18 protein-coding genes are annotated in these 26,089 nt (G+C 33.3%); 13 read left to right on the top strand and 5 right to left on the bottom strand.

What is annotated here, in order from left to right:
- Entirely contained in the window at positions 1-912 is a 912-nt protein-coding gene (locus tag QEJ31_RS12320) for an arginine deiminase-related protein (protein ID WP_280590524.1), read from the bottom strand.
- Between the two features lie 180 nt (positions 913-1,092).
- Between QEJ31_RS12320 and QEJ31_RS12315 the strand changes: the two genes are divergently transcribed.
- The 6 genes from QEJ31_RS12315 (at position 1,093) to QEJ31_RS12290 (ending at position 10,709) form a co-directional block, all read left to right on the top strand.
- Positions 1,093-2,316: a class I SAM-dependent methyltransferase gene (locus QEJ31_RS12315; RefSeq protein WP_280590522.1), complete on the top strand. Its 1,224-nt coding sequence runs from the start codon at positions 1,093-1,095 to the stop codon at positions 2,314-2,316.
- Positions 2,317-2,331: 15 nt separating this feature from the next.
- Positions 2,332-3,450, top strand: a complete 1,119-nt coding sequence (locus tag QEJ31_RS12310) for a glycosyltransferase family 1 protein (protein WP_280590520.1) — start codon at positions 2,332-2,334, stop codon at positions 3,448-3,450.
- A gap of 89 nt (positions 3,451-3,539) precedes the next feature.
- Positions 3,540-5,369: a translational GTPase TypA gene (gene typA, locus QEJ31_RS12305; protein WP_280590519.1), complete on the top strand. Its 1,830-nt coding sequence runs from the start codon at positions 3,540-3,542 to the stop codon at positions 5,367-5,369.
- Between the two features lie 70 nt (positions 5,370-5,439).
- Positions 5,440-8,397, top strand: coding sequence for a DNA mismatch repair protein MutS (gene mutS, locus QEJ31_RS12300; protein WP_280590517.1), 2,958 nt, complete (start codon positions 5,440-5,442; stop codon positions 8,395-8,397).
- 126 nt (positions 8,398-8,523) lie between these two features.
- Entirely contained in the window at positions 8,524-8,769 is a 246-nt protein-coding gene (gene rpsR / locus QEJ31_RS12295; RefSeq protein ID WP_158997104.1) for a 30S ribosomal protein S18, read from the top strand.
- A 71-nt stretch (positions 8,770-8,840) separates the two neighbouring features.
- A complete protein-coding gene (locus tag QEJ31_RS12290; RefSeq protein WP_280590514.1) occupies positions 8,841-10,709 on the top strand; it encodes a sulfatase-like hydrolase/transferase in 1,869 nt (622 codons plus the stop codon).
- An 18-nt stretch (positions 10,710-10,727) separates the two neighbouring features.
- Here QEJ31_RS12290 and QEJ31_RS12285 read toward each other — a convergent pair whose 3' ends face one another.
- From QEJ31_RS12285 to QEJ31_RS12270, 4 genes are all read right to left on the bottom strand, one after another.
- Positions 10,728-12,068: a hypothetical protein gene (locus tag QEJ31_RS12285; protein WP_280590512.1), complete on the bottom strand. Its 1,341-nt coding sequence runs from the start codon at positions 12,066-12,068 to the stop codon at positions 10,728-10,730.
- Positions 12,065-12,742, bottom strand: a complete 678-nt coding sequence (locus QEJ31_RS12280) for a hypothetical protein (RefSeq protein WP_280590511.1) — start codon at positions 12,740-12,742, stop codon at positions 12,065-12,067. The genes QEJ31_RS12285 and QEJ31_RS12280 overlap by 4 nt, the downstream gene beginning before the upstream one ends.
- Before the next feature lie 14 nt (positions 12,743-12,756).
- Positions 12,757-14,214, bottom strand: coding sequence for a sigma 54-interacting transcriptional regulator (locus tag QEJ31_RS12275; protein WP_280590509.1), 1,458 nt, complete (start codon positions 14,212-14,214; stop codon positions 12,757-12,759).
- Between the two features lie 167 nt (positions 14,215-14,381).
- Positions 14,382-16,274 carry a methyl-accepting chemotaxis protein gene (locus QEJ31_RS12270; protein WP_280590508.1) on the bottom strand — a complete coding sequence of 631 codons (1,893 nt, stop codon included), beginning with the start codon at positions 16,272-16,274 and terminating at the stop codon, positions 14,382-14,384.
- 170 nt (positions 16,275-16,444) lie between these two features.
- Between QEJ31_RS12270 and QEJ31_RS12265 the strand changes: the two genes are divergently transcribed.
- Genes QEJ31_RS12265 through QEJ31_RS12235 form a run of 7 tightly spaced genes read left to right on the top strand, consistent with a single transcriptional unit; the run spans position 16,445 to position 26,076 of the window.
- Positions 16,445-18,070, top strand: a complete 1,626-nt coding sequence (locus tag QEJ31_RS12265; protein ID WP_280590507.1) for a SpoIIE family protein phosphatase — start codon at positions 16,445-16,447, stop codon at positions 18,068-18,070.
- Between the two features lie 15 nt (positions 18,071-18,085).
- On the top strand, positions 18,086-19,012 hold the full coding sequence (locus QEJ31_RS12260; RefSeq protein ID WP_280590505.1) for a PDZ domain-containing protein: 927 nt from the start codon (positions 18,086-18,088) through the stop codon (positions 19,010-19,012).
- A complete protein-coding gene (locus QEJ31_RS12255; protein ID WP_280590504.1) occupies positions 19,009-20,091 on the top strand; it encodes a hypothetical protein in 1,083 nt (360 codons plus the stop codon). The genes QEJ31_RS12260 and QEJ31_RS12255 overlap by 4 nt, the downstream gene beginning before the upstream one ends.
- On the top strand, positions 20,088-22,484 hold the full coding sequence (gene gspD, locus QEJ31_RS12250) for a type II secretion system secretin GspD (RefSeq protein WP_280590503.1): 2,397 nt from the start codon (positions 20,088-20,090) through the stop codon (positions 22,482-22,484). The genes QEJ31_RS12255 and gspD overlap by 4 nt, the downstream gene beginning before the upstream one ends.
- Before the next feature lie 23 nt (positions 22,485-22,507).
- The gene (locus tag QEJ31_RS12245; protein WP_280590501.1) at positions 22,508-24,334 is read left to right on the top strand and encodes an ATPase, T2SS/T4P/T4SS family; all 1,827 of its coding nucleotides are present in this window, start codon (positions 22,508-22,510) and stop codon (positions 24,332-24,334) included.
- A 2-nt stretch (positions 24,335-24,336) separates the two neighbouring features.
- Entirely contained in the window at positions 24,337-25,566 is a 1,230-nt protein-coding gene (locus QEJ31_RS12240; protein WP_280590498.1) for a type II secretion system F family protein, read from the top strand.
- A 51-nt stretch (positions 25,567-25,617) separates the two neighbouring features.
- Complete coding sequence (locus QEJ31_RS12235) at positions 25,618-26,076, top strand: type II secretion system protein GspG (RefSeq protein ID WP_280590496.1); 459 nt, start codon at positions 25,618-25,620, stop codon at positions 26,074-26,076.
- Positions 26,077-26,089 lie beyond the last annotated feature (13 nt).

The raw sequence follows: 26,089 nt of genomic DNA, 5'->3' as shown, positions 1-26,089 counted from the left end.
TTAAAAAAACATGAGTTTCATACAAAATACAGAACCCCCTGATTTTATAAACTCAGAAGTATCAACCTCAACAGGAATAAAACCAGCTGCTTTCAAATTTGAATTTGTTTGCACACAGTTTTTTTGAATAATAACATGGCGACGATCTGGGCAATGTGCATTGCAAGCAAAACCTGGAGAGTCAGCCTCATGTAAAGGAACTTCAACAACTTTTGGAAATATTTTATTAAGCAGTTGCCAACCTTCATTAGTAAAAGCATCTTTACAAGCTAAAGCAGTTTTATCATCTAAAATACTTAAACATGTATCTAAGTGATAAAATTTTGGGTGTTTTAATTCAAATATTGCAATAGGAGCATTTGTTGTTTCAGATAAAAATTGATAAATTCTTTTATCCGTTCTAAATCCATAACCACCAAGGATAAATCGATAGCCTGGCAACCATAAAGCATCACCCATAGATTCAAAATAATATCCTAAAGTTCTTGATGCTATTCGGTGAGTTTCATATCCCTGACCAATTAAAAAAGAATTAATATAAGACACTTCTTCATTTCTAGTATCATTGAACATATTCGATAAAACAGCATTAAAGTTTCCGCATGAATCTAAATAAGGAAAACTTTGATTCGCACAAAATACCATATCTGGTAGCTCATCGACGGGATCAACAACAAAAACATTAAATCCCAACTTTTCGTAAGTGGCTTTTAAATTATACCACTGCTCTACGGCTAGATTTTTATCTAACTTATGTAAAGAACCATCTGACTGACGCATATGTGCATTGATTGGATTTTCCACATTAAAATAGGCCGGGGAAACCATCATCACACGATTCGCATAAGGCATTGAAGAAAGGGATTCTTTTGAAATAGTAAGTTCTGATACATTTCGTATCACTTTTTTCATGAAGCACCTCAAAAATGAAAGCACGCTTTCCTTTGTTTTTCAGAAAGCAGGCGCTTATTTACATCAAGCAAAATTCCTGTTCAAATATTTTACAAAAAAAGATAAAGAGGATTATATCATTTATTCCATGTAAATGGAAAGGACATCAATCATAAATAATTTCGCTTTTGGGAGTCTCCCTTGATTTCTATCCAAGAATTAGAAACTAAAGGAATAAATGTAAAATCCTTCACAAGCCCTTGGCTTTTTAGCAATCAAGTTATTCACTTAGATGATTCTGTTTTAAATGAACAGAAAATTGCTATAGTGCGCATTAAGGAAACAAATAAATATGGTATTTATCATAAAAATAGTCTAATTTCTGTTCGATTTTTTTCGGATAATTTTCATAATTTTATAGAAAATAATTTTTTTACAAATGAAAAATTAGTTGAATTTTTTTACGAACACTTAAATAAATTACAAAATAATAAAAAACATTTTCATTTTGCGAATACTGAAGCATATAGAATTTCACATGGTGATAATGATTTTTTTCCTTCAATCGCAATAGATTTTTATAATTCTGTTTATGTATTACAGATCTCATCTATAGTTGGCGAGTTTTTATTACCTTATGTAACAGAAGCGTTACTTAAGTTTACAACACTACCAATATTTGAAAGAAGTACTGGGCAAATTAGAAAATTAGAAAATTTACCAGAACGAACCCGTTGGATTAGAGAAGGAAAAGAATTAAATAATTTTCTTGTAAATTGTAATTTTGCAAATTTAAAAATAAAATTCTATTTGAATAAAGCTCAAAAAACAGGATTATTTTTAGATCAAAGAAATAATTTAAAATTTTTAGAAAAAATAATACCGCATTCTAAAATTGAAAAAAGTTTAGATATTTGTAGTTATGCTGGAGCATGGAGTGCAACAGCTGCAAAATTGGGCGTTCAAGATTTAACTTTAATAGATCAAGATGCTTGGGCTTTAAATTTAGCCAAAGAAAATATCCAACTAAACAGTATAAAAGAATCTCAAATAACAACCTTACATGGAGATTTATTTGAACATTTGCAAAAATTAAATAAAGAAAATTATAAATTTGATTTAATCATTGCTGACCCACCTGCTTTTGCTAAAGCAAAAAAACATGTATCAGAGGCCTCCAGAGCATATACCCGTTTAGCAAAACTAGCTTCACGTTTATTGTCTGATAATGGAATTTTAGTGATTTGTAGCTGTAGTAGACATGTAAATGATGAATTATTTCTAGACTCTGTTTCGAAAGGATTTGATAAAGGTAATTGGGTTCTTCTCCATAAAGGAGAACAATCACCTTGTCATACACGCCTTGCATTAAATGATTCTTCCGATTATCTTAAATGTTACTTTATCCAAAAAAGGGTATTTTAATTAACCGAGGTGGAAATGAGTAGTAAGCAAGCTATAATGATAGATGCCAGAATAGCTATTAAAAATTCTGAACATGGTATAGCAAGGCACGTCAAAGAACTTTTATTAAACTTATTCAAAATTGCCTCCGGAAATGACAAAACTTATTTTATACTAATTAATAATGATAATGTATTTCTAGATGAAGCATTACCCTCAAATTTTAAATTAATTATCTTAAAAAACTCTGTTTTTTCTTTAAAAAGTCAAATAGAATTATTTTTTGTAATAAAAAAATATAAACCAGATATTTTCCATTCACCACAATTTATCGTTCCGTTACTTAGTACAGTTCCTTTAATAGCTACCATCCACGACATGAATCATTTAGCTTTAGGTAATAATTATTCTTTTATCAAAAGATTTTATTATCAATTTTTTCTCCAAAGAAAATTAAAAAAAGCAAAAGCAATTATCACAGTTTCAAATTTCTCGAAACAAGAAATTATTAAATACTTTAATATAAAACCCGAATTAATTCATGTAATTTACAATGGTGTTCAAAATAATTTTAAACCTCTAAATTTTTTCTCACAAGAAAAAATAATTAGCGTATTAAAAAAATACGATCTTCCAGAAAAATATATTTTCACTTTAGGCAATAGCAAACCTCACAAAAATTTGGCAAAAGTACTTGAAAGTTACTGCTTAGGTAACTTTAATTTACCTTTAGTTATTTTAACTAATATTAAAGAACAAATAGAAGATTTAAAACAAAACTACAACTGTAATAAAGAAATAAAGACTTTAACTTATGTTGCTGAAGAAGATTTTCCAATAATATATGGTTTAAGCAAAATTTTTATTTATGTTTCTCTATATGAAGGATTTGGACTCCCCCCCATAGAGGCGGCCGCTTGTGGAATTCCAAGTATTGTTAGCAATACAACATCTCTGCCAGAGATTATGGGAAATAATGCTATTTATGTAGATCCTTTAAAATTAAACGAAATTCAAGCTGGAATAGAATTTGGTCTCCAAACAGAGTCTAAAGAGGTTCAGGCTATAGTCAAAAATGGTTTCACTTGGATTCAGAAATATTCTTGGTTAGAAATGGCTAAAGAAACTCTTCACATTTATGATAGCTTACAATAATTTGATTTGCTTTTTAAACAAAATATGAATACCAACTTAGCGGATAAAGGTTTGGTAACGATCCAAGCTTCTTTTATGAAAGGTTATGTATGACAACGATCAACGGAAATTTGCGTAACATCGCAATCATCGCCCATGTTGACCATGGAAAGACAACATTGGTTGATAAATTACTTCAACAATCTGGAACATTTGCAGCACATCAAACCGTTGCAGAACGTGTCATGGATAGCATGGATCTAGAACGTGAACGCGGAATCACAATTGCTGCAAAAAATGCTTCCATGGTGTATAAAGATGTGCGCATTAATATTGTTGATACTCCAGGCCACGCTGACTTTGGTGGAGAAGTTGAAAGAACTCTCATGATGGTTGATGGCGCAATTTTATTGGTCGATGCTGCTGAAGGCCCGTTACCACAAACTCGTTTCGTTTTACAAAAAGCCTTACAACGTAACTTAAAAATGATTTTAATCATCAATAAGGTAGATAGACCTGATGCCAGAATAGATGAAGTATCTAATATGGTTCAAGATTTATTCCTCGAATTGTCCTCGGAAGATCATCATCTTGATTTCCCAATATTGTATGCATCTGGCAGAAATGGTTGGGCAAGTAAAGAAAAAGATACTCAAAAAGAAAACTTACAAGATTTATTCGATACCATTTTAGAACACGTTCCACCGCCAAAGGTTTCTCTTGAAGGCGGAGCGCAAATGTTAATAAACAATTTAAGTTACAATAACTTTTTAGGTCGATTGGCAATTGGGAGAGTTGAAAGAGGATCTCTTCAAGCAAATCAAAGTATTGTTTTGATTAATAAAGAAGGTAAAAACCAACAAGCTAAAGTAATCAAAGTAAGAGCTTATAGAGGTCTAGAACAAGTTGATGTTGAATCAGTTTCTGCTGGAGATATTGCCATAGTTGCAACTGGCTTAAATGATTTAGCAATTGGTGACACTATTGCAGACGCATCTAATCCTGAAGCTTTACCAAGAATTGAAGTTGACCCACCAACTGTGGGTGTTGAAGTGAGTGTAAACACTTCACCAATGGCTGGTAGAGAAGGTACTTATTTAACAAGTAACAAACTTTCTGAGTTTTTATACAAAGAAGCAATGAATAACGTGGCTTTAAAAATTGAAAGCACAAATTCTCCTGAAGTTTTCATATTAAAAGCGAGAGGCGAGCTTCAAATTGCTATTGTGATGGAAAATTTACGCCGTTCTGGTGGCGAATGTATGGTTGGCCGTCCCAAAGTAATTACCAAAATGGAAGGCGGAGTTGAACTAGAGCCTGTAGAAAGAGTTGTTTTAGACGTTCCTGATAATAGCGTTGGAGCTGTAACTGAAAAGCTTTCTATCCGCAAAGGTCGTTTAGAAAATATGCAGGCTTTCAACAATGGTAGAACAAGAATTGAATTTAGTATACCAACACGTGGACTACTTGGATACAGAAGCACTTTTTTAACTGATACAAAAGGTGAAGGACTTATGTCCAGTTACTTTGAAGGTTGGGAATCAAGCCGTGGAAACTTTTTGTCCCGCGTAAATGGAGCACTTATTTCAGACCGTTCTGGTAAAACAACTGAGTATGCTTTGTTTGGACTTGAAGAAAGAGGTCGCCTTTTTGTCAGTTCAGGTGAAGAAGTATATGAAGGTATGGTTATCGGCGAACACAGCCGTGACTCTAACTTAGATGTAAATCCAGTCAGAGAGAAAAAACTTACAAATATGCGTGCAGCTGGTTCTGATGACTCTACAAAACTATCTCCAATAACCAAACCTAGCCTTGAAACTACGCTAGATTGGATTGAAGACGATGATTGGATAGAAATCACTCCAAAAAACATTCGCATTAGAAAGCGAATTTTAGCCGCTAATCAACGCAGTGTGTCTAGAAGAGAAAAATCAGAGTAAGTTTTACTCTGATTTTTTTCTATTTTATAGTTTTGCTCTATCGTATTTTCAGTTCGAAAAGGGCAAGTAAATGACCGAACAAAATAGCAACGACTTTCACAAACAACATTATCTTCTCTCTCAGTGGCAAGCTATTGGAAAAGAATTTCCTCCCCATTTAAAACCCGCTTTAGAGCGTTTGAGTAGCGAACATTGCTCCGGAATTGCAATAAAACAATTAGATTCTCCAATGATGAAACAATTTAAAGCAGCAAAAGATGAATTTCCTGATGCTTTGCTTTTTTTTAGAATGGGAGATTTTTACGAACTGTTTGGAATTGATGCTATTATAGCTTCTGATTTATGTTCTTTAACTTTAACTTCTAGGGACAAAAGTAGTGACAACCCTGTCCCAATGGCTGGTGTACCAGTTGTAGGTTATAAAAATGCCTTAAAAAAATGTGTTTTAGCTGGTTTTAAAGTCGCTGTCTGTGATCAAGTTGAAGATCCAAGACAAGCGAAAGGAATTGTCAAAAGAGAAATTACCCGTATTGCTACTCCAGCCGTACCTGGTGATTTAGATGATGACGAGTTAAATAACGAAACAAAATTTGGGTGCTATTTAGCTAGTATTTTAGAAAATAAAAAAAAATATACTTTAGCATATATCGATGTATCAACAGGAGAATTTAAAGTAACACATAATTTAGATTTTCTTCTTTTATCGGAAGAAATCGCTACTATTTCTCCCAAAGAAATTTTAATTCCGCAAAATATAAAAGATGTAATTCAAAAAATTCAAAAATCTTTACAATTAAAAAATCAAATTTCAATAAATTTTATAGAAAAATGGTTAATTAATTCAAATGAAAGTTGTTCCGAATTATTCACTGAATTTTTTCAAAAAAACGATTTTAACAGATTTGGGTTAAATACTGTAAACAACAGTCTGCAAGCAATAGCTGCTATATTGCATTATTTAAAAAGCACTCAGAAAAATATTCTAAAAAATATCCAGCACATCTCTGTTTATGAATTAAATAATCATTTAATTATTGATGATGCCACAAAAAAACATTTAGATTTTTTTTACACATCTACAGGTGAAAAAAAAGGAAGCTTGTTTCATTTTTTGAACAAATGCACAACAGCATCAGGAAGCAGATTGTTACTAACAAGATTAAAATATCCATATAAAAATGAAATAGAAATCAATGAATCTTTCACTAAAGTTAGTGACATTTTAGAAACAGAAAATCTCATTCATGATTTGACAGAAATATTAAGACAAACTGCAGATATTGAAAGGTTACTAGCGAAAATTGCGCAAAGAAATATTGACCCTAAAGGGTTAGCTTGGTTGCGTCACACCTTGCAATTGTTACCAGAACTTCATGCTCTATTAGTAAATAAAAATAGTACAAAACTTCTTGGAAATATTTTTTCTAATAATAATTTAATAAAATTATTAGAGCCTTTAACTAGACTATTAGAAAAAGCATTCGTATCTGAACCTGCAAGCATTTTAGGAAAAGGTGGAGACATTTTTAATCTCGGTTTTTCTAAGGAATTAGATATTGCAATAAATTTAACTCATAATTTTAATAAAATGCTTGAAGAGCTTGAAAAAAAAGAAAAAGATTCTTCCCAAATTCAAACATTAAAAATTGGATATACAGGAGCATTTGGATACTATTTTGAAATTTCAAAAGGAAAAACTGCGCAAGCACCTAAACATTTTATCCGCAAACAAACTCTAACAAATTGTGAAAGATATATAACTCCTGAGCTAAAAGATTTAGAAGAACAAGCTCTCAGTGCTGGCGATAAAAGAATTATATTAGAAAAAGAATTATTTGAAGATATTAGGCAAAAATGTTTAGAATATTCACAATACTTATCTGAAACAGCAAGCATTATTGCTGAAATAGATCTTTGCTTAAATTTCGCAAAATTAGCAAATACATATCAATGGTGCAAACCAACAATTATTAGTGAACCATACATTCATTTAAAGAAAAGTACTCACCCCATTCTTGCTCAAAATTTATCCTCTGCTGAACCTTTTATCCCAAATGAAATTAAATTAGGCAGCAAACTTGGTAATGATAATCAAACACAGCCTTTGTTACATTTGATTACAGGCCCGAATATGGCAGGAAAAAGTACATTAATGCGACAGGTTGCTTTAACCCAAATTTTAAGTCAAATGGGTAGTTTCGTTCCTGCTGCTGAAGCTGAAATAGGAATTGCTGATAGAATTTTCACCCGGATTGGTTCAGCTGATCATGCACTAAAAAATCAATCAACGTTCATGGTTGAAATGTTAGAAACTGCAAATATGCTGAAATTTGCCACTCCAAAAAGCTTACTTTTGTTAGATGAAATAGGTAGAGGAACATCAACCTATGATGGTCTTTCATTAGCTTGGTCTATTCTTGAATATTTACACGACATTGTGCAAGCAAGGACTTTATTTTCAACCCATTATCATGAACTTTACGAAGTCACCAAAGAAAAAACCAATATTCAGCCAATGTTTATGGAAGTATCTGAAATTATAGAAAAAAATAAAATTTTATTTACTCGACGCTATTTACAAGGAAGTGCTGGAAAAAGCTATGGAATCCATGTTGCAGCCTTAGCTGGTTTACCACAAACTGTAATTTCTAGAGCAGAAGATGTTCTGAATGGTTTAGAACAAACAAATTTAAAATCATTTTCGCATGTTGAGCATTCCGCTATCCCAACAAAATCAGTCGAAAATTCTGAAATATCAACAAAGGAAACAGAAACCGGACAAAGTAATTCGGATATTTCCTTAAACAACACATATGTAATTGAAATTATTAAGAAATTAGATTTAAATGAAATAACACCAAAAGACTCTCTCTTTCTGCTTTATCAACTAAAAGATATTATTGAAAAAAATACGGAGGTAAAACCAGAAATTACTGGTAAAGATCTTCTAAAAAATTTCTTGAAGCAAAATCAAAATGGAAAAAAAAGCAAAGAAGTCTCACGTCTGCCAGAACAAACTCTCTTTTAACTTGACGATAGGAGCTAGCTGTGCTTATTTGACAATTCTTAGTTTTGTTGAGTCGCTGCGTCGGCATGTTAAAGCCCAACGCTGCTGCCTGCATATTCGTTATTGAACTTCATTAGGAGTTTTTCCATGGCAGTATCCACAGTAAAGAAAAAACGTCGCTATTCTAGACCAAAGCGTACGCTAGATCCGCAAATTACTTTTGACTATAAAGACACTCAGTTACTTCGCCGTTTCGTAACAGAACACGGTAAAATCGTTCCTCGTCGCATCAGTGGTGCAAGTGCTCAACAACAAAGAGCATTAACTCTTGCAGTAAAAAGAGCACGTACTATGGCAATATTAAGTTATGGCCAAGGCAGCGACGCAAGATAATTCGTTTCGAACTACTTTTTAAAAGTGATTTCAATATTTGAAATCACTTTTATTTTTTTGGCTAAAATAAAATGCAAAGAAAATTAAAATCTAAAATTTCTAATTTAAGTCCTATTAAAAATAATTTTCTCATTATCATTCTTTTTATATTCTATGATATTTTTGTTTTTAAAAAGCCTTTCTCGTTTTTTTTAGATATTTTTGGCGGTCGATATTTTGTTAATTATTTTCTAAGTATCATAATATTAATATCACTTGTAATCATTAGCAGAAGTCTTTTTAAAATAAATTTAATAGGAAAATTTATTGGTTCAATAATACTTTTTTTACCATTAGCAATCCAGACTATTCACTATTCTTTTTACAAAACTCCATTAAGTGCCTACGGAATCAGATTCTTTTTTAGCCAACCAGCTCTTTCTTTTCAATTAGGTTTTGAAAATATAAATTTTATTAAAATTATATACTTCACATTATTTTCTTTTATTGTTATTTATTTGTTAAATAATAATTTAAAAAAATATAAATTTAATTATTTAATAAATAGCATAGCAGCTGTTTTTGCAATTTCGCTTTCTATTCTATGCGGAATGAATTGGTATCTTATATTAGAATATCAAAATGCTACTTCAGCATTTTATGCTGCAATTCCTGAAACAGGAAGATCTCTCTATTTTAAGCAACTAAAAAAAGATAAACCTAATATTCCAAAAGCAGTATTAAATAAAAAAATGCCTAATATTCTTTGGATTATAGGCGAATCTGTAGCAAAAAGCCACATGAGTCTTTATGGATATCACCGCAAAACAACTCCTAACCTCGATCTCCTTGCGGAAAAAGGTGATTTAATTCCTTTTAATAATGTTGTTAGTATAGGACCGCATACTTTAATTTCTGTTCCCTATATGCTTGTGGGAAAACAAAATATAGACCCAGAAGGGAGAATATATTCATCTCCAATTATTTTTGAATATGCTAAAGCTAGAGGCTACAATACAGCTTTTATAAGTTCACAGGATTTACGCTGGAAAAACTTTGACCAATTAAGTGGAAAAAATATCGTTGATTATTATCGTGCAGGAACAGATTTTAGTAGTAACGTCAGTGTCTCAAAAGGAGCCGATGATTTAAAAGTACTCAATGAAAGTATTTTACCCCATTTAAGTGAAATTAAACCTCCCTTTCTGTTTGTTGCTCATATGGATGGTAGCCATTACCCTTATAGTAGCCATTCTGAGAAAAAATTTAAAATATTTTTTCCTGAAAGCAATCCTAACGGAACAAATGCTTACGATAATACTATTGTTTATTCTGACATTTATTTAAGTAAACTTATTGAAGAAGCTAGAAAAAAAGATCCTAATATTTGGATCTTTTATACAACAGATCATGGGCAATCTGTTGAACTTGCTCCAATGGATAAAAATGTTAACTTGCCAAAATTATCTAGTAATGCTAATAGTAGTGATGAATTAAAAAACAATAATATTGAAGAAAAAAATGAAAATATTATATTTAATCAAGGATATGATAAGGAAATTATTCATAATGCATTTTTTGTTGTCCCACCAAAAAATTATCATAATGTAATTTTGCACAAACAAAATGCCCCAGTAGCACAATCTGATATTTTTGCAACAATACTTGATTTATTAGAATTTAATACTCCAGTTACAAAAATAGATGGCTTGTCTTTATTAAAAACAATACCTACTGATCGTTTAAGAATAACAACTGGCTTTGTAGTTACAAATGATAATATTCCTGAGGCACAAATTACTTTGCCAGATTTATCTTCTTATTTTGTAGATTTTACCAGGAAAAGTATAAGCTTTTCAGGGAATAAAAACGTTCTGCCTTTTGACAAAGCTCCTAACGAATTCGTCCGTCTATTTGATGAAAGTAACAATAATAATTCTTTTTTATCAGCAGAAAATTAAAAGTAATGTAATTTGTTTTTAAGGATCATATCTGTTCAGTATTTTGATAGCAGTTGTAGTATTTCCTGTGAGATTCCCATTTCCAAGTTCACCTTTGCCATAAGAATTTCCACCCCAGCACCAGACATCATTATTTTTAAGTAATATACAAGCACGTCCATCGCTTACAGCAAGATCAATAATATCTGAACTCGGCCAAGTTTTAGTGACCTTTACTGCTTTATTGGAATTCGTAGTAGAACCATTACCCAAATTTCCAAGACTATTATTTCCCCAGCAATAAACATTAGTGTAATCATCTGCAACAGCACAACCATAATTAAAAGATAAACTTGCTCCAGAATCACCGGTAGATACCATCATAACACCGCTAAGCGCTTGACTTGTGATTGCATTTATAACCGTATAGCCTGTAGTTACATTTGCTGGCGCTGTGTTTGTTCCATTGCCTAATTCACCACTGCTATTTGTAGTTGCCCCAAAACATTGAACGGTACTATTTGCCATTACTACACAAGTTAAATTTGGATTAAAGGTCGTACCACCACCCAATTGAGATGGTATATTTCCACCAAAATTAATTGTCACTGGAGTAAATGGAGATGAATTACTGAAAGCCTGCCCCCAACATTTAACAACACCGCTTACCAAGGCACAACTATCATTATTTTGTGCAATTAACTGCGATGATACACCATTAATTGACGAGTTTACTGCTGTAGTAGAAGAAGTTTGATTTCCATTACCTAATTGTGCTTTTGTATTATCACCCCAACACGAAACCACACCCGATGTATCCTGAATACAAGAAAAACCATCATTTAATTGAATATATTTAATGGTTCTGCCTGAGACATTTGTTACTACTTGTGGTGTTGTAGCAGAACCTGTAGTCTGCCCATTTCCTAAAACTCCCAATGCTTGATTTCCCCAACATTTCAAACCCGTATAGAAATATGCACAAGTCGAAGATCTTCCTGACACAACAGCAACAATGATATCTGCACTACTTACTGGATTTACACTAGTAGCCCAAACAGGGGAAGATCTATCAGTTGCAGTGCCATCTCCCAATTGAGATTTATCATTTTGTCCCCAGCATTTTAGTTTTCCATTGTTCATCACGACACAACCGCTAGCATCACCTACGGTAATCAATCCACTCTTTGTCCCAAAACTTGAATACAATTGAACTGTACCAGTTAAAATTGATTTATTTGCTAAATCCTGTAAGGAAACAAAACTTGCAAGCGAAATGGGATCATCTTTTTTTCCAGGATCCTCTAAATCTGACAGATCTGAGCAACTTTGTATAACCAAGAAAATAATAAATAAAATGAATATTTTTGCACTTTTCATAGAAATAATCCCAAAGAAAAGTTAAGATCCAGAATTTGATAAATTCCGGTATTTTGTCCAAACGAATTTCCATTGGTGTCATTATAAGCATCTGCTTCTATATACCCGCGAGAATAATAAACAGCAGGTCCAAAATATAAAAAACCCAATTTAAATAAAAATGATAACCCAGCACCATAGAGCACATTTAAATTAACAGTTGGATTAGCAGAAATAATACTACCACTGAAGTTAGTATCCCTGTTCCAATAATTATAAACACCATAATATGCATATGGATTAAATTGAATATCCAACAATGAAAAAGTTAATTTGTAAGCCAAATCTAATCCAACAAAACCAGCTTCATATGTTGAAGTAACAACGCCATTAGGATTAGAATTTGGACTATCGCTCGAAGTTAATGCCTCATATTTCCCGCTTATACCAAATGAAAAATTAGAGCTTCTATCAAATGGTAATAAAAGTTTTACTGTTCCGTTATATCCAGTATAATTAGAATTACTAATTAATGCTTGCGAATAACCACCACTCACTAAAAAATCGACAGACCCCGTTGAACTACTGGAAGATCCTCCAAAATCAGAATCTTGTCCATAAACAGAAAATGAAAATGAAAATGAAAATGAAAATGAAAATGAAAATAATAAAATATATTTAACTAAAGTCGTCATAAATCCTCAAGAAATTAAGGACCTTCTTCACTACTTAAATTAACAAAATCAATTGTCTCAAAATCTGGATTTTCATTTCCTAAACCATCAAATATAGTAAAGGCTGAGTTTCTTTTAACTCTTCCTGTTTCACTTTTAATCGGTGATGAAGTAGCCCTTTTCTTTAGTTTTTCTACTAAAGTTGTACGATTCATAGAAAGAAGCTGAGCTGCTCTATTTTTATTATGATTTGTTCTTCTTAACGCTTCAGATATTAATCTATTTTCGAACTCTTCCACTACTCTATAAAAATCAATTCCAGATCCTAAATCGATTTCTTTTTTTATGAATTGATCGATTTCACTTGGGATATCTTCAAACATATTGCTTCTATTTAATTGATTATGCGCTTGTGCATTATTTTGACTTTGTTGAAAATTATTTCCATAATTACCTTGATTATTATTGATATTTTGAAAAGCGTTATTAATATGATTACCATTTACTTTACTTAAAGTTGGAGTGTGATTAACTTGAGAATTTTCTTTTAAAATATTAGAAGCATAAGAAATATTGTTTTGTAAATTTTGATTAGAAATTTTATTAAACTGATTTAAATTATGTTGATTTATGTTATTAAAATTATTTTGATTAGATAAATTTATTTGTGAGATGTTTTGGTTGTTATTTGTATTTCTATCATAAAAAGCATCAATATTATCAGTAACTAAATTTCTTAATCGCGGAGGCAAATCGCAGATATCTACAGAGCCTGAATTTTTCAAAACAACAATGCGTTCAATTAAGTTTTCTAGTTCTTGAATATTGTGATTCCAAGTATTTTGCAACAACGCATTCATAGCATCATGGGAAATGCCTATTATTTTCTTTCCTTTAAGTTGATTGAATTTTTGAACAAAATACTCAGCTAAAATAGGAATATCTTCTCTTCTTTCTCTTAAAGGTGGTAAATATATCGAAGCACTGGAAAGTTTATAGAATAAATCCTCTAAAAATAATCCTCTTTTTACCAGTTGCTCTAAATCAATAGAGGTTGAACAAATTACTCTAACATTTATCGGGATTTCATTTTTTGTACTGACACTTCTAATTATTCCTTCATTTAGCGCTTTTAGAAGTGCTACCTGAATTTTTGGAGTTAGCTTCCCAACTTCATCTATATATAAAGTTCCACCTTCAGCTTCTAAAAAAAAGCCACTTCTTGCTTGAGTTCCTGCATGGAGCGAACTGGGATCAAACCCAAATAAATCATGTTCTAAACTTTCCTCAGTCATCGAAGCACATTTAATTGGAACAAAACCATTTTTATTTCTTGGTGATTTATCATGAATAATCTTGGCAATAGCATCTTTTCCAGTACCCAATTCACCTGTTATCAAAACCGCTGTATTGGTTTCAGCGACTTTATAAACTAAGTGTTGAACATGCCTAATAATGGCACTTGAACCCATAAGCGCATAAGTTCCGTTCACGGACTTCTCCTTCCAGCAATTACGGCATGATCGTTACAAGATCACTCAAAAAAAAATTATAGGAATTACTGTCTACTATTATTGCACCTTGTGATTATTTAAACAAGACCACAAATGGGAGTTTTTTCGGCAAATCTTTTAATAGGTTCTATCTGTATTTTGATAGCTTAGAAGAACACTACATCGCCTTTTACTAGAGATTCGTCGTCAGCTGCTGCTGCTGCTCCTGCTTCTGGTGGTTTGCTTGGAGGTGGTGGTGCTTTGGGTGGAGCTGCTTTGGGTGCGCTAGCTTGCGCTTGTGGCTTTGCTGCGGCACCACCACTACCTCCTGAAGTGGGTGGAGGAGGTGGAGTTGAGCCTGATGTTGGTGCTGCAGGTGGAGGAGTACCACCTCCGCCGCCTCCATCACCATGTCCAGTATTTTGATGCGCTGTTTTTAAAGCTAAAGCATCATTTTGCAACGCTTTATTTAATAATTCTTCTATGTTTATTTTGATCTTTTCTAGCGGTTGTAAAGCTTGATCAATTTGTTGTTTAGTAATGTCTTGGAATTGTAAACTTAATATAATTTGATCGATATTTTTTGCAACGCTTTCAGAACTTGCAACAGCATTTGAAATTAGTTTAGTAAATACTTCTGTACTTTCTTCAGCAGTTCGTACTAATTCATTAACTGCATGATCCACATGCGTTTTCTTTTCTGTATTCTTTTTAAGGTTTTCCAATAAGCTTCTACTGATATCTCTTACACTTGAGTTTACTTTTCCAACTATTTGGATGATGTTATTACTTGCTAAACTTGTTCTATCAGACAGTTTTCTAACTTCTTCAGCAACAACAGAGAAACCCCTTCCGTGTTCTCCTGCCCTTGCCGCTTCGATGGCTGCATTTAGTGCAAGTAAATTTGTTTGATCGGAAATATATTGAATTTCATCGCTAATTTTATTGATTTCCGCTGTATTTACTAGAATAGTATCTATCGCTTGAGAGTAATCCATATTAAGTTTAGAGTTATGCTCTAACATTTCTATCATTTCTCTTAATAAAGATAAACTACTTTGAATGACTTCACTCAAAGATGTATTGCTATTATTTCCTTTACCTCCTCTAAATTGCGCAGATATTTCATTAGACTCTTCTAAATGTTCTTGCGCTTTTTCATAGATAAATCTAACTTTATCACCTATTTCAATCGCACTTCTTTCTGTTTGATGTGTTACATTATGTAATTGATTGGTCATTTCTGGAACAAGAGAGATAATTTCTTCTAGCCGTTGAACTTGTTCACTCACTCCGATTTCTTTTTGAGAAGCATCGAGTTGAAGTTTTGTTAATTTATTTTGTTGATCTAATCCACGCTCCTCTGCAAGAACAGCTCTGCTTTCAAGTGATTTCGCCAGTGAATCAAATTCACGTTTTTGATCTTGTAACTTTTTATTCATGCTTTCAGCACTAGATTTCCAAAATTCCATATTTTTTTGTGCTTGAACATTTTTAGATTGAAATTCATGTTGTAGAGATGAAAGTCTTGCATTGTTTACTTCTTCCATATGAAGTAATTGGTGTCTTAGAGCAATTATTTCTCGTTGCTGTAATTCCTCTTTAGATGAATCCTTTGATCTAGCTGAACTTACAGATGGAATTTGAGATGCTTGTTCAAATGTTTTCTTTCTTGACTCTAATTCATCTTTTAATTTTGCTATTTCTTTTTCTTTACCATGAAGATCTTTTTCTCTCGTAGCAATATCTCTTTCTTTTTGGTCTAATTGCTTCTCTTTCTCTGAAATTCCTTTATCACTCAAATGACCACCAGATGATTCAATCTCATCTCGTATTGCTCTAGCAGCATCGTTGGCAATTTTGTCTAGATCATGAGTTAGAATTTCATCTATTCTTTTTCTAACAGAAAAGAACCAAACAAAAGCCAATAAGAATAAAACGACACTTACTGCTGTGGTTAACATCCAATCTGTTGATAAAAAACCAGTCGCTGCAATAGCAACTGCTCCCAAAATGGCTATCAACACAAATATGGTAGGTTTAAATCGGATCTCTTCCATGGAAAACTCCAACCGCAATCAATTTTTATCTGCGTGTTCTTCTTCGGATAATGTAACACCTTTCTGAGGAGCCACTGTATTGACATGGTGAAAGAAGATTTCAAAGTTTCATTTAACTGACATCTCATTTCAAACGATAGGGCTAGGATGAAGATAAGGAGATTTACAGATTGAGTTCAATTACCATTGAAGACATTGTGAAAAAATGGACTCAAAAACTTACAAATATGATAAAATATTTATACATATTTGTAGGCTTCGTTATTTTTGTTGGACTTCTTGCAAATTATTTAATCCCTAATTTATTATTTAACATTTTAGTCATATTAATTATTATTATAAGCGGATTTTTTATCTTTATTATCTCTGATAAAGTTCAGCAATTGATGCTCGAATGGCATGAAGAATTTACCAGTCCGACAGAAAAACTTCTCCAAACCATACAAATGGTTTCAATGCAAAAATTAGATTTACTACCTGAGGAACAATTAGACAGTTTTACATCAGAGTCACATTTAAAATTACTGGAAGTGGCTCGAGGAATTTTGGAGCATCAAAGATTTATCGACCAAGTTGTTGATAACATGTTTGAAATGATGTTCTTATTAAATCAAGACGGGATAATCATGAAAGCTAATAAATCAGCTTGTGAAACAACACATTTTTCGCAAGCCGATTTAATTGGACAACATATTAGGAAACTTTTTCCGCACGCTGAAAGCCTTGTTGATTATTATTTGGAACTTGAAATTCAATTTACCACTCAAGGTTTTGTAAAAGACGTAGAAGTTTTTGTCCAAACTTCAGAAGGCGAGCTTCTCCCTTTTTCAATTAATGGGGTAAAAATTGAAAGTACTACTGGAGTTTTATTAGGTTATACGATGATTGCAAAAAACCAAGCCGAAACCGTTCGTCTTTTTAACCAAGTGAATAAAAGTAACTATGAGCTTGGTAGAGCAAATGAAGAGCTAGCAAAACGCTATGATCAAATTAAAAAAGAAATTGAAGAAAAAGAAGGGCAAAGAAGAACTTTGGAAATGGAATTAGCGACTAGTCAACTTGTCCAAAAAACATTTTTGCCACAAATTGCCCCAGAACATCCTAATGTTGATTGTGCCGGAACTGCAATTCCTGCCGCTTTTTGTGGTGGAGATTGGTGGAACACAATAACATTAAAGGATAAATTCTTTGTTTTTATCGCTGATGTGACGGGACATGGTACTGCAAGTGCGATGGTGACTGCTGCTATATCTGGTTATTTTGTTTCAGTTAAGAGCAAACTTTTTGCAGGTGAAAACCTTGATGTGGATGACATTTTACAAGGATTTGATACAGTGCTTTCTAGTATGGGACATAGTGATGTTAGTTACAACATGACTTGCTTCTCTTGTGTCTTCGATTTCGAAAAGAAAGTAATACGTTATGCGAATGCTGGGCATAATTTCCCCTTAGTAGTGAAAGCTGATAAAAAAGTTGAAACTCTTATTGCTAGTGGTAATAGACTCGGAAATATCGGAGCAACTCGTATTGACAATAAAGTATTTGAAAAAAAAGAACTTCCTTTGATTGGGGGAGAATTTATTTTCTTTTATACTGATGGTTTAATTGAAAATAAAAATGATAAAGATGAGGAATATGGCAAACGCAGACTTAGAAAATTTATCGAAAAGAATTATACTAAAACAAGTTCAGAATTTGTTTCCTTATTATTACAAGACAGCCTTGAATTTTATGGTGCGGGTAAAGCGCTTGAAGATGATATTACTATGGTCGTTGTTAGAGTTAAACAACCTTAATGTAAGAATTAAACAATGATCCATCTGTTAACAAAACTAAAATATAAAATTACTTCGTCAGATGTCAGCATTCCACCTGCTGAGAAGATAACGCCGTTTCTTTACGTTATTACAGGTATTATCTGCTCAATAGGAATAGTTCATACTTTTTATATCTATTTTGGCAAATCATTAAATAAAAAAATAGCTCCTTCAATTGCGAAACCTATGAATGAAGGGCAAAAAAACTCCTTTGATTTATCTGCTATTATCTCAAGAAATATATTTAATTTAAAAGGTATTATTCCTGACGCAGAAAGTGATGGCAGTCGAGCATGCTCGTTAGAACCTTTTAAATCTTCATTACCTTATAAAATTTCTGGGATTTTATTTGGTGGGACTTCTGAAACAAGTTTAGTTGTTTTTGAAGGTTCAGGAAATGGCATATTTAAATTGGGAGATCATTTACCACAGGGTGGTACGTTACATGCAATTGAAAAAAATAGAATATTTGTAGTTAATAAAAATTGTCCTGAATATATTGATCTTATTTCCGAGCTCCCAAAAGATCCTAGGCTTTCTCGCTCTCCCCAAAATGCTTCTGGAGCTTCATTCAAAGAAGACGGTTTCGAACGCAATGGAAATACAACGACCGCTACCAAACAGTGGGTAAATAATATTTTAACCAATGATTTTGCCAAAACTCTTGAAGAAGCCAAAGCGAGTCCGAATATCGTCGGAGGACAGGTTAAGGGATTTGTTATTACTAATATTACTCAAAATAGTGTCTATGCAAAACTAGGTTTAAGAGATGGCGATATTGTTTCAACTATTAATGGAATTGAACTAAATGATGCTGCAAGAGCCATTCAAACATTAAATTCCATGCGAAACGAGAATACTATTGAAATGCAAATCATTCGCGGTGGCCAAACAATTTCATTTAAAGTGAACGTCCAATGAATGATAAAAAAGATTTAAATAACACTGAAAATTCTGATGAAAACAAAGAACTAAATAATATCGATAATTCTGATGAAAACAAAGAACAAGATTCACCAACTAGCGAAGAAAATAACTCTAAAAATTCTGATTCTGAAAAAGAATCTCATGCTGAAAATACAAAGAAAAAATTATTTTCATTCAATATCAGTCAAGAAAAAAAATTATTTTTTCGCAATGTAGCCTACGGATCTACAGGAATTATAATTATTTCAGTTCTTATAAATACAATAATTTCTGTGAAACTATTACAAGGTAATAAACAAATTATTCCATCTAGTTTTACCTATACTCCGCAAGTATCAAGCGAGGCTTCTTTTACCGTTGTGAAAAAAAACATTGTGAATAGAAATATTTTCAATAAAAACGGCGATATACCTATTGAAGACCAAGATGACAATAATTCTGGTTTAATAAAAAACTTCGATGAAGTTCCTTGTAGTAAGCAAGAAGAAAAACTGCCCGTTGAATTAGTAGGCATTCTTTTCACTGGTAATTCTAAGACTAATTTAGTAACATTTAAAGATTCAAGAGTAGAAACTGCAGATGTCTACAAAGAAGGGCAAAATATCATTGAGTTTGACAACTATCAAATTTATAAAATTACAGGACCCTCTTCAGTCCAATTACGCAATCAAAATAAAAAAATATGCCTATTTACAGGAACTAAAGAAAGATTAATAACTAAAAAAGAAGATGAATCTTCCAAAAATGAGGAGCAAACAACCGAATTAGATTCTGATTATGTAAGCGAGCAAATTGGACCTGGTTTTTCAAGAATTTTAAATTCTGCACGACTTGTTCCTGAATCACAGGGCGGCAAAACGATAGGATTTAAAATTTACGGGATTACTTCAGGAAGTTTGTTTGAAAAAATTAAACTTGAAAACGGAGATGTGATAACAAATGTCAATGGGATTAATCTGGAAGATCCTGCACAAGGCTTTAAAATCTATGAAGCTCTGCAAGATGAGTCGACAATCACACTGCAAATCAAGAGGGCTGGCGCACTGATGACAAAAAAGGTAATAGTTAGATGAATCAGAAGAAGTTAAAAGTTTTAAAAACAAAAACGCTAGGAAGACATTCAAATGTCCTTCATTTGGTATTGGTCGGTACAACTAGTTTAGGAATAGTATTGAGCCCCTCTTTGCTTGCACAGACGTCTCCATCTTCTCCTCCTAAAGCACCTACTTCAAGTAATTCACAAACAAGCAAAACTAAAGCACCAACTCCTCCCCAAAATTCTGAGCAAACTAGTCCTGGAAAAAAATCTCCTGCCGATGCTATTCCGCACGGACAAGAATTAGTGAGCATAGATTTCCCAAATGGTGCTAATTTAAGCGATATTATTAAAACAATCGGTATGTGGACAAACAAAAACTTTGTGTTAGCACAAGGTGTTGCAGGATCTTCACGTATTTCTATAATTTCGCCTGAAAAAGTAACAAAAGAGGAAGCGTATCAAGCATTTTTGAGCGCGTTAAATATTTCAGGTTTTACAACTGTAGACACAGGATCTGTGGTAAAAATTCTACCAATTGCAAATGCAAAATCGTCTAATATTAAAACTTACTACGGCGAAAATTGGTCACCTTCAACGGACGAAATTATAAATCAGGTTATCCCGTTACGTTATATTGATGCCAATACCGTTATCAATCAATTAAGACCATTGCTGGGTATTACTCAATATGCTGCATTTACGACAACAAATTCCTTAATTTTAACTGACACTGGTAATAGAATCAGAAGAATTTTAGAGGTAATTAAGTTATTGGATTCCAAATCTAATCAACCTATTGTTTCGATAATTCCAATTAACTATATGGATGCAAAAGATACAGTAACAAAAGTAAATGAAATTTTTGGCAATAGAAATGGTCCCTCTTTAAGCGTGCAAAAAGTTTTAGCCGATGAGCGCACGAATTCTGTTATTTTAGTGGGACCATCCAGTGGGTTGGATGATGTAGCGCGCTTTATCCAACGGATAGACAAACCATCACAAGATCAAAACTCTCAAACGATGGTTCGTGTTAGACCTTTAGACTACGCTGATTCAGAAAAATTAGCCCAAACTTTACAAGCGTTAACTCAGGGATCAAATAAACAAAATAATAATACCTTTCGCCCAGCCTTTTATCCTACACCAATGAATATCCCTGGAGCCCCAAATTCTCCAGCTCAACCAGGTCAAGCGGTTGCAGATCTCAACGGAGTTAAAGTAACAGCTGATAAGCCCACAAATTCTTTGGTGATCCAAGGAAGCAAATCTGCTTTTGATGAACTGGATAATATCATTGCGCAACTAGATAAAAGACGGGCGCAAGTTTATGTTGAAGCAAATATTATCGATTTAAGAGTAAATAATGATTTTAATTGGGCACCTTCTGCTTTGGCAGGTTCTGTGACAGGTAATGGTTATACAGTTCCCTTTGGTTTTAACGTAGCACAAGGGGGGCCTCTCTTTTTCTCCCAAACAGGTCAAACCGCCGATCCTTCAAGTCTTGCTGGCTCTTTAGGAAAAGGAGATGCCATTTTAGGTTTGATGAGCAATAGTCCTATAAACATTGGACCTTTTAGCTTAACACCGGGTGCGTTATTGTTTGCCCTAAAAACAGATTCTAATTCCAATATTTTGCAAACACCTAGTATGATTGTTTCAGATAATGAACAAGCTTTATTTTCTTCAAATGAAGAATACAGTGTAACAACTAAAACCAATAATCCAAACGGTAGCGGCATAATAGATACTACTACAAAATATACGGTTTCAACGGAATTAAAAGTAACCCCACAAATTTCCAGAGCCGATTTTGTGACCATGAAAATCAATTTAAAACTTGACGATGCTCCAGCAACGTCAACAGGCGCACCGAATCCAATAAGTAAACGCTCAGCCGAATCTGTTCTGATAGTCCAAAACGGACAAACAGCTGTCATAGGTGGTATTACCAAAGAAAAAACTGTGGTTGAAGATAAAAAAGTTCCTTTACTAGGTGACATTCCAATTTTAGGTTGGTTATTTAAAACATCACGAAATGGTAAAGAAAAAGTAAATTTAAATTTATTTATTACCCCACATATTGTGAGAAATTCAGAAGATCTCGAAAAAATATACCAACAAAAAATAAAAGACCGTGACGCATTTTTAAAAGCGTTTTACGGTGAAAAATTTAAAAAGCAAGATTTCTATTCTCGCTTACCGACTGAAGAAGATGGAAAAGCACCACCACCTTACAAAAGTGATGAAGAAGCAAACAAAAGCAACCAAGATAATTCCCAGAATCAGCATGATCAATTGCCCAAAAAGGTGCAATTACCAAGTGAAGATCCCAATCCAATCAATGCGCCTTCAAGCAATCAAAGTGGAGGAGGGTTTGGCTTTCCGCAACCTTCAGCACCACCACCACCGCCGCCGTTTAATAATTAATTTTGTGAGGTCAGATCAAAACAATGGCAACTGAACAAACAAATTTAACAGTTGAAGATGCGGCAAAGCTCATTTTATCTAAAATTAAAGTGAATCCGGAGCAATTTTCTACGACAGAATTTTCTTCCAAAAACAGAAATTTAGAAGATATTTTATTCAATGATTTTAAAGTACCACAAAGTAATATTGAAGAAGCTATGCTTGAACAGCAAGCAACTAATCGGACATTAAGTGAAATACTTATAGAAAACGAACTTATTCACGAAGTAGATATGCTAAAAGCATTGTCTATTCACTTAAATTTAGAATTCCGAGAAAATTTTCCGTTTCATGAAATCGATCCTAAATTAATAGAAAAATTAAATATTAGTTTTTGTTTACAACATATGTTTGTCCCTATTTCAGAAGATGAACTTAACGTAACAGTCGCGGTGGCAAATCCTCTAGATACAGTCAGTATTGATGATTTACGAGTATTGTTAAATAAAAATATTAAAAGAGTGGTTGCTCCAAAAGATTTAGTAGAAGCCGCTATAAATAATGTTTTTGAAAGACAAGAACTTGTTGATCAAAATAAAGGGTTAACGGCAACTTCTGACGACGACATAGATGGAATTGAAGGACTCGATGTTGCTCATAATCTTTTACAAGATAATGAAGAAGCACCTGTTAGAAAAGAAGTAACAGCGATTATTCGCCGTAGTATTACAGAAAAAGCTTCGGATATTCATATTGAACCCTTTGAAGACCGCGTATCTGTTCGCTTTCGTGTAGATGGTAGATTGCGTGAAGTTCGAGTCATTCCAAAAAAATACCAATCGAGTGTCTCAACACGTATCAAAATTTTAGCTAAATTAAATATTGCTGAAAGTCGTTTACCACAAGACGGACGTATTACTTTAAAAGTTGGTACTCGGGAAATTGATGTGCGGGTAAGTACTTTGCCAATTAAATTTGGTGAACGAATTGTGTTACGTATTTTGGATAAATCCGGTGGTCTGCCAAATTTAGAAGATATTGGCATGCCAAAAGCATTACTGAAAAGCTTTAAGCAAGTTGTTAATCAAAAACATGGAATAGTATTAGTCACTGGACCAACAGGTTCGGGTAAAACGACAACACTGGCTTCTGCCTTAATGCATATTAATAAACCAGATGTTAGCATTATCACTGTTGAAGATCCTGTGGAAATTCAATTACCCGGTGTAAGTCAAGTAGAAGTAAATGACAAAGCGGGTCTGACATTCGCAGCCGCTTTACGTTCTATTTTACGGCAAAACCCAAATATTATTTTAATTGGTGAAATTCGTGACTCCGAAACAGCACAAATTGCAGTGCAAGCTTCTATCACGGGTCACTTGGTATTTAGCACTTTACATACTAATGATACAGCTGCATCTGTCACACGTTTGGTTGATTTCGGCATTGAACCTTTTCAAATTACAACTGCCGTTGTGGCCATCTTAGCCGTGAGACTTGTCAGACGTGTCTGCCCTAATTGTAAAGAACAAACGCAACATACGGCTGAAGAATTAAGTTTATTAGGATTATCACCAAAACAAACAACCGGAAAAGTATTTTATAAAGCACGTGAAGGCGGCTGTAGTAATTGTAAAAATAACGGTTATGCTGGCCGTATTGGGATCTATGAATTACTTGTATTTGATGAACATGTACGAAATTTTGTCTTAAAAAGCTCAGATGGTGCCAGTTTGAAAAAAATGTGCGTGCAAAGAGGCATGAAAACTCTCCGTGATTCAGCTCATGAACGCTTTTTAAATGGTGAAACAACTTTAGAAGAAGCACTATATGCTACGCAATCCGAACACGAACAAGAAGAGGTGAAATAGTTATGCCTATGTATTCTTACAAAGGGCAAAATGCACGCACTGGGAAAAAATTAAAAGCATATATTGAAGCAGAATCACCTAAAGATGCAAAACAAAAATTAAAGAAACAAGGCATTTATGTTCTCGAATTAAAAATTGATAGCAGAGCAAGTGCAGCTGAAGGAAAATCAGGCATTATTGCAATGCTAAATCGAAAACCTCCAAAACCAGAGGACATTGCCAACGCCACAAAACAATTTGCTATTTTGTTACGTTCAGCAGTTGATATCAATGATGCTTTGCGCGCAATTGCTGATCAAGTAGAAAATGATGAATTGAAATCTGTATATGTAAAAATGCGCGAACTTGTATCGGAAGGAAAATCGTTATCAGACGCACATAAAAATTTCCCAAAAGTTTTTTCGTCAATCTATACCAACATGATTGCTGCTGCAGAAAAAGCTGGTGCGTTACCTTTAGTAATGCAAAGATTATCTGAATTTATCAACTATCAAATAGAAATAAAAAGAAAAGTTGTAGGAGCGTTAACTTATCCTGCACTTATGGTTGTCATGGCAATAGCTGTTGTCATTTATTTATTTGTAAAAGTTATGCCACAAATGACAAAGTCTTTTACTACCTTAAAAGTTACATTACCTTGGTATACCGTTTTAATGAATGATATATCTAATTGGATGCAAGATTGGTGGCTCATTTGTGTTGTGTTTTTAGGTCTTGCCATCTTTGGTACTTATTCTTGGTCAAAAACCGAAAAAGGTCGACAGAAACTTGATACTATTATGTACACAGCACCTGTGGTTGGACCTCTGATTCAAAAAGTAACAATATCTCGTTTCTCAAAAACTCTTTCTACTATTTTGTCTAGCGGCGTAAGAATAGTTGAGGGATTACAACTTACAAGAAAAGTTGTGGGTAATAGTGTAATGGAAAAAGCTTTGGATGATGCTATTGTTAAAGTTCAAGACGGAGATAAACTAGCTACTGCTCTTGAAAGAACTGGAAAATTTCCAACTATGGTCATCCACATGTTAAAAACAGGCGAAAAAACAGGGCAACTTGAAGAAATGCTTGTTAATATTTCCAATGTTTATGATGATGATGTAAACAATCAAATTGTTGTAACAACTCGCTTGATCGAACCAGCAATGATGATTTTTATGGCAGGCGTAGTCTTTGTTATGGTGATGTCGGTCATAGGTCCAATGATGGCAGCGATGAATCAGTTGCACTGATTTTAGATATTTGTATAATTGTATTCTTCTTTGGAGATGGAGTTCTATTTTATGAAAATAAAAAATTTTTTACGTGTGAAAAAAGATTTAAATGGCCAAGCTGGATTTTCCTTGATGGAAATTATTATCGTGGTTGCCATTATTGGTACTTTAATGGGAATCATAGTTGCGCGTATTTCCGGAAGTAACGAACAAGCAAAATCAGGTATTACCGATACCAAAGCTTATACTTTGCAATCTAAATTAATTCAGTTTCAATTAGCACAAGGAAAATTTCCAACAACTGGCCAGGGTTTACAAGCATTAACCTCAAATCCAGGAGCTCCTATTGCATCTGAAGATGACTTAAAAGATGGCTGGGGTAATCCTTTTGAATATAAATTAACACCAAAGGGACCACTTATCATTTCCAATGGACCTGAAGGCACAGCGAACAGTGCAGCATCACTTTGTTACCTTAATGGAAAAAAAGTAGATTGTAAGTCGGGTGAAGCAGGAGCACAAAACTGAACTTAATTTTGAT

The sequence above is a fragment of the Pigmentibacter sp. JX0631 genome (genome assembly GCF_029873255.1).
In the GTDB taxonomy this organism is placed as follows: domain Bacteria; phylum Bdellovibrionota_B; class Oligoflexia; order Silvanigrellales; family Silvanigrellaceae; genus Silvanigrella.
Note: the sequence above shows the minus strand (reverse complement) of the source record. Positions and strands in the feature narration are given on the sequence as shown.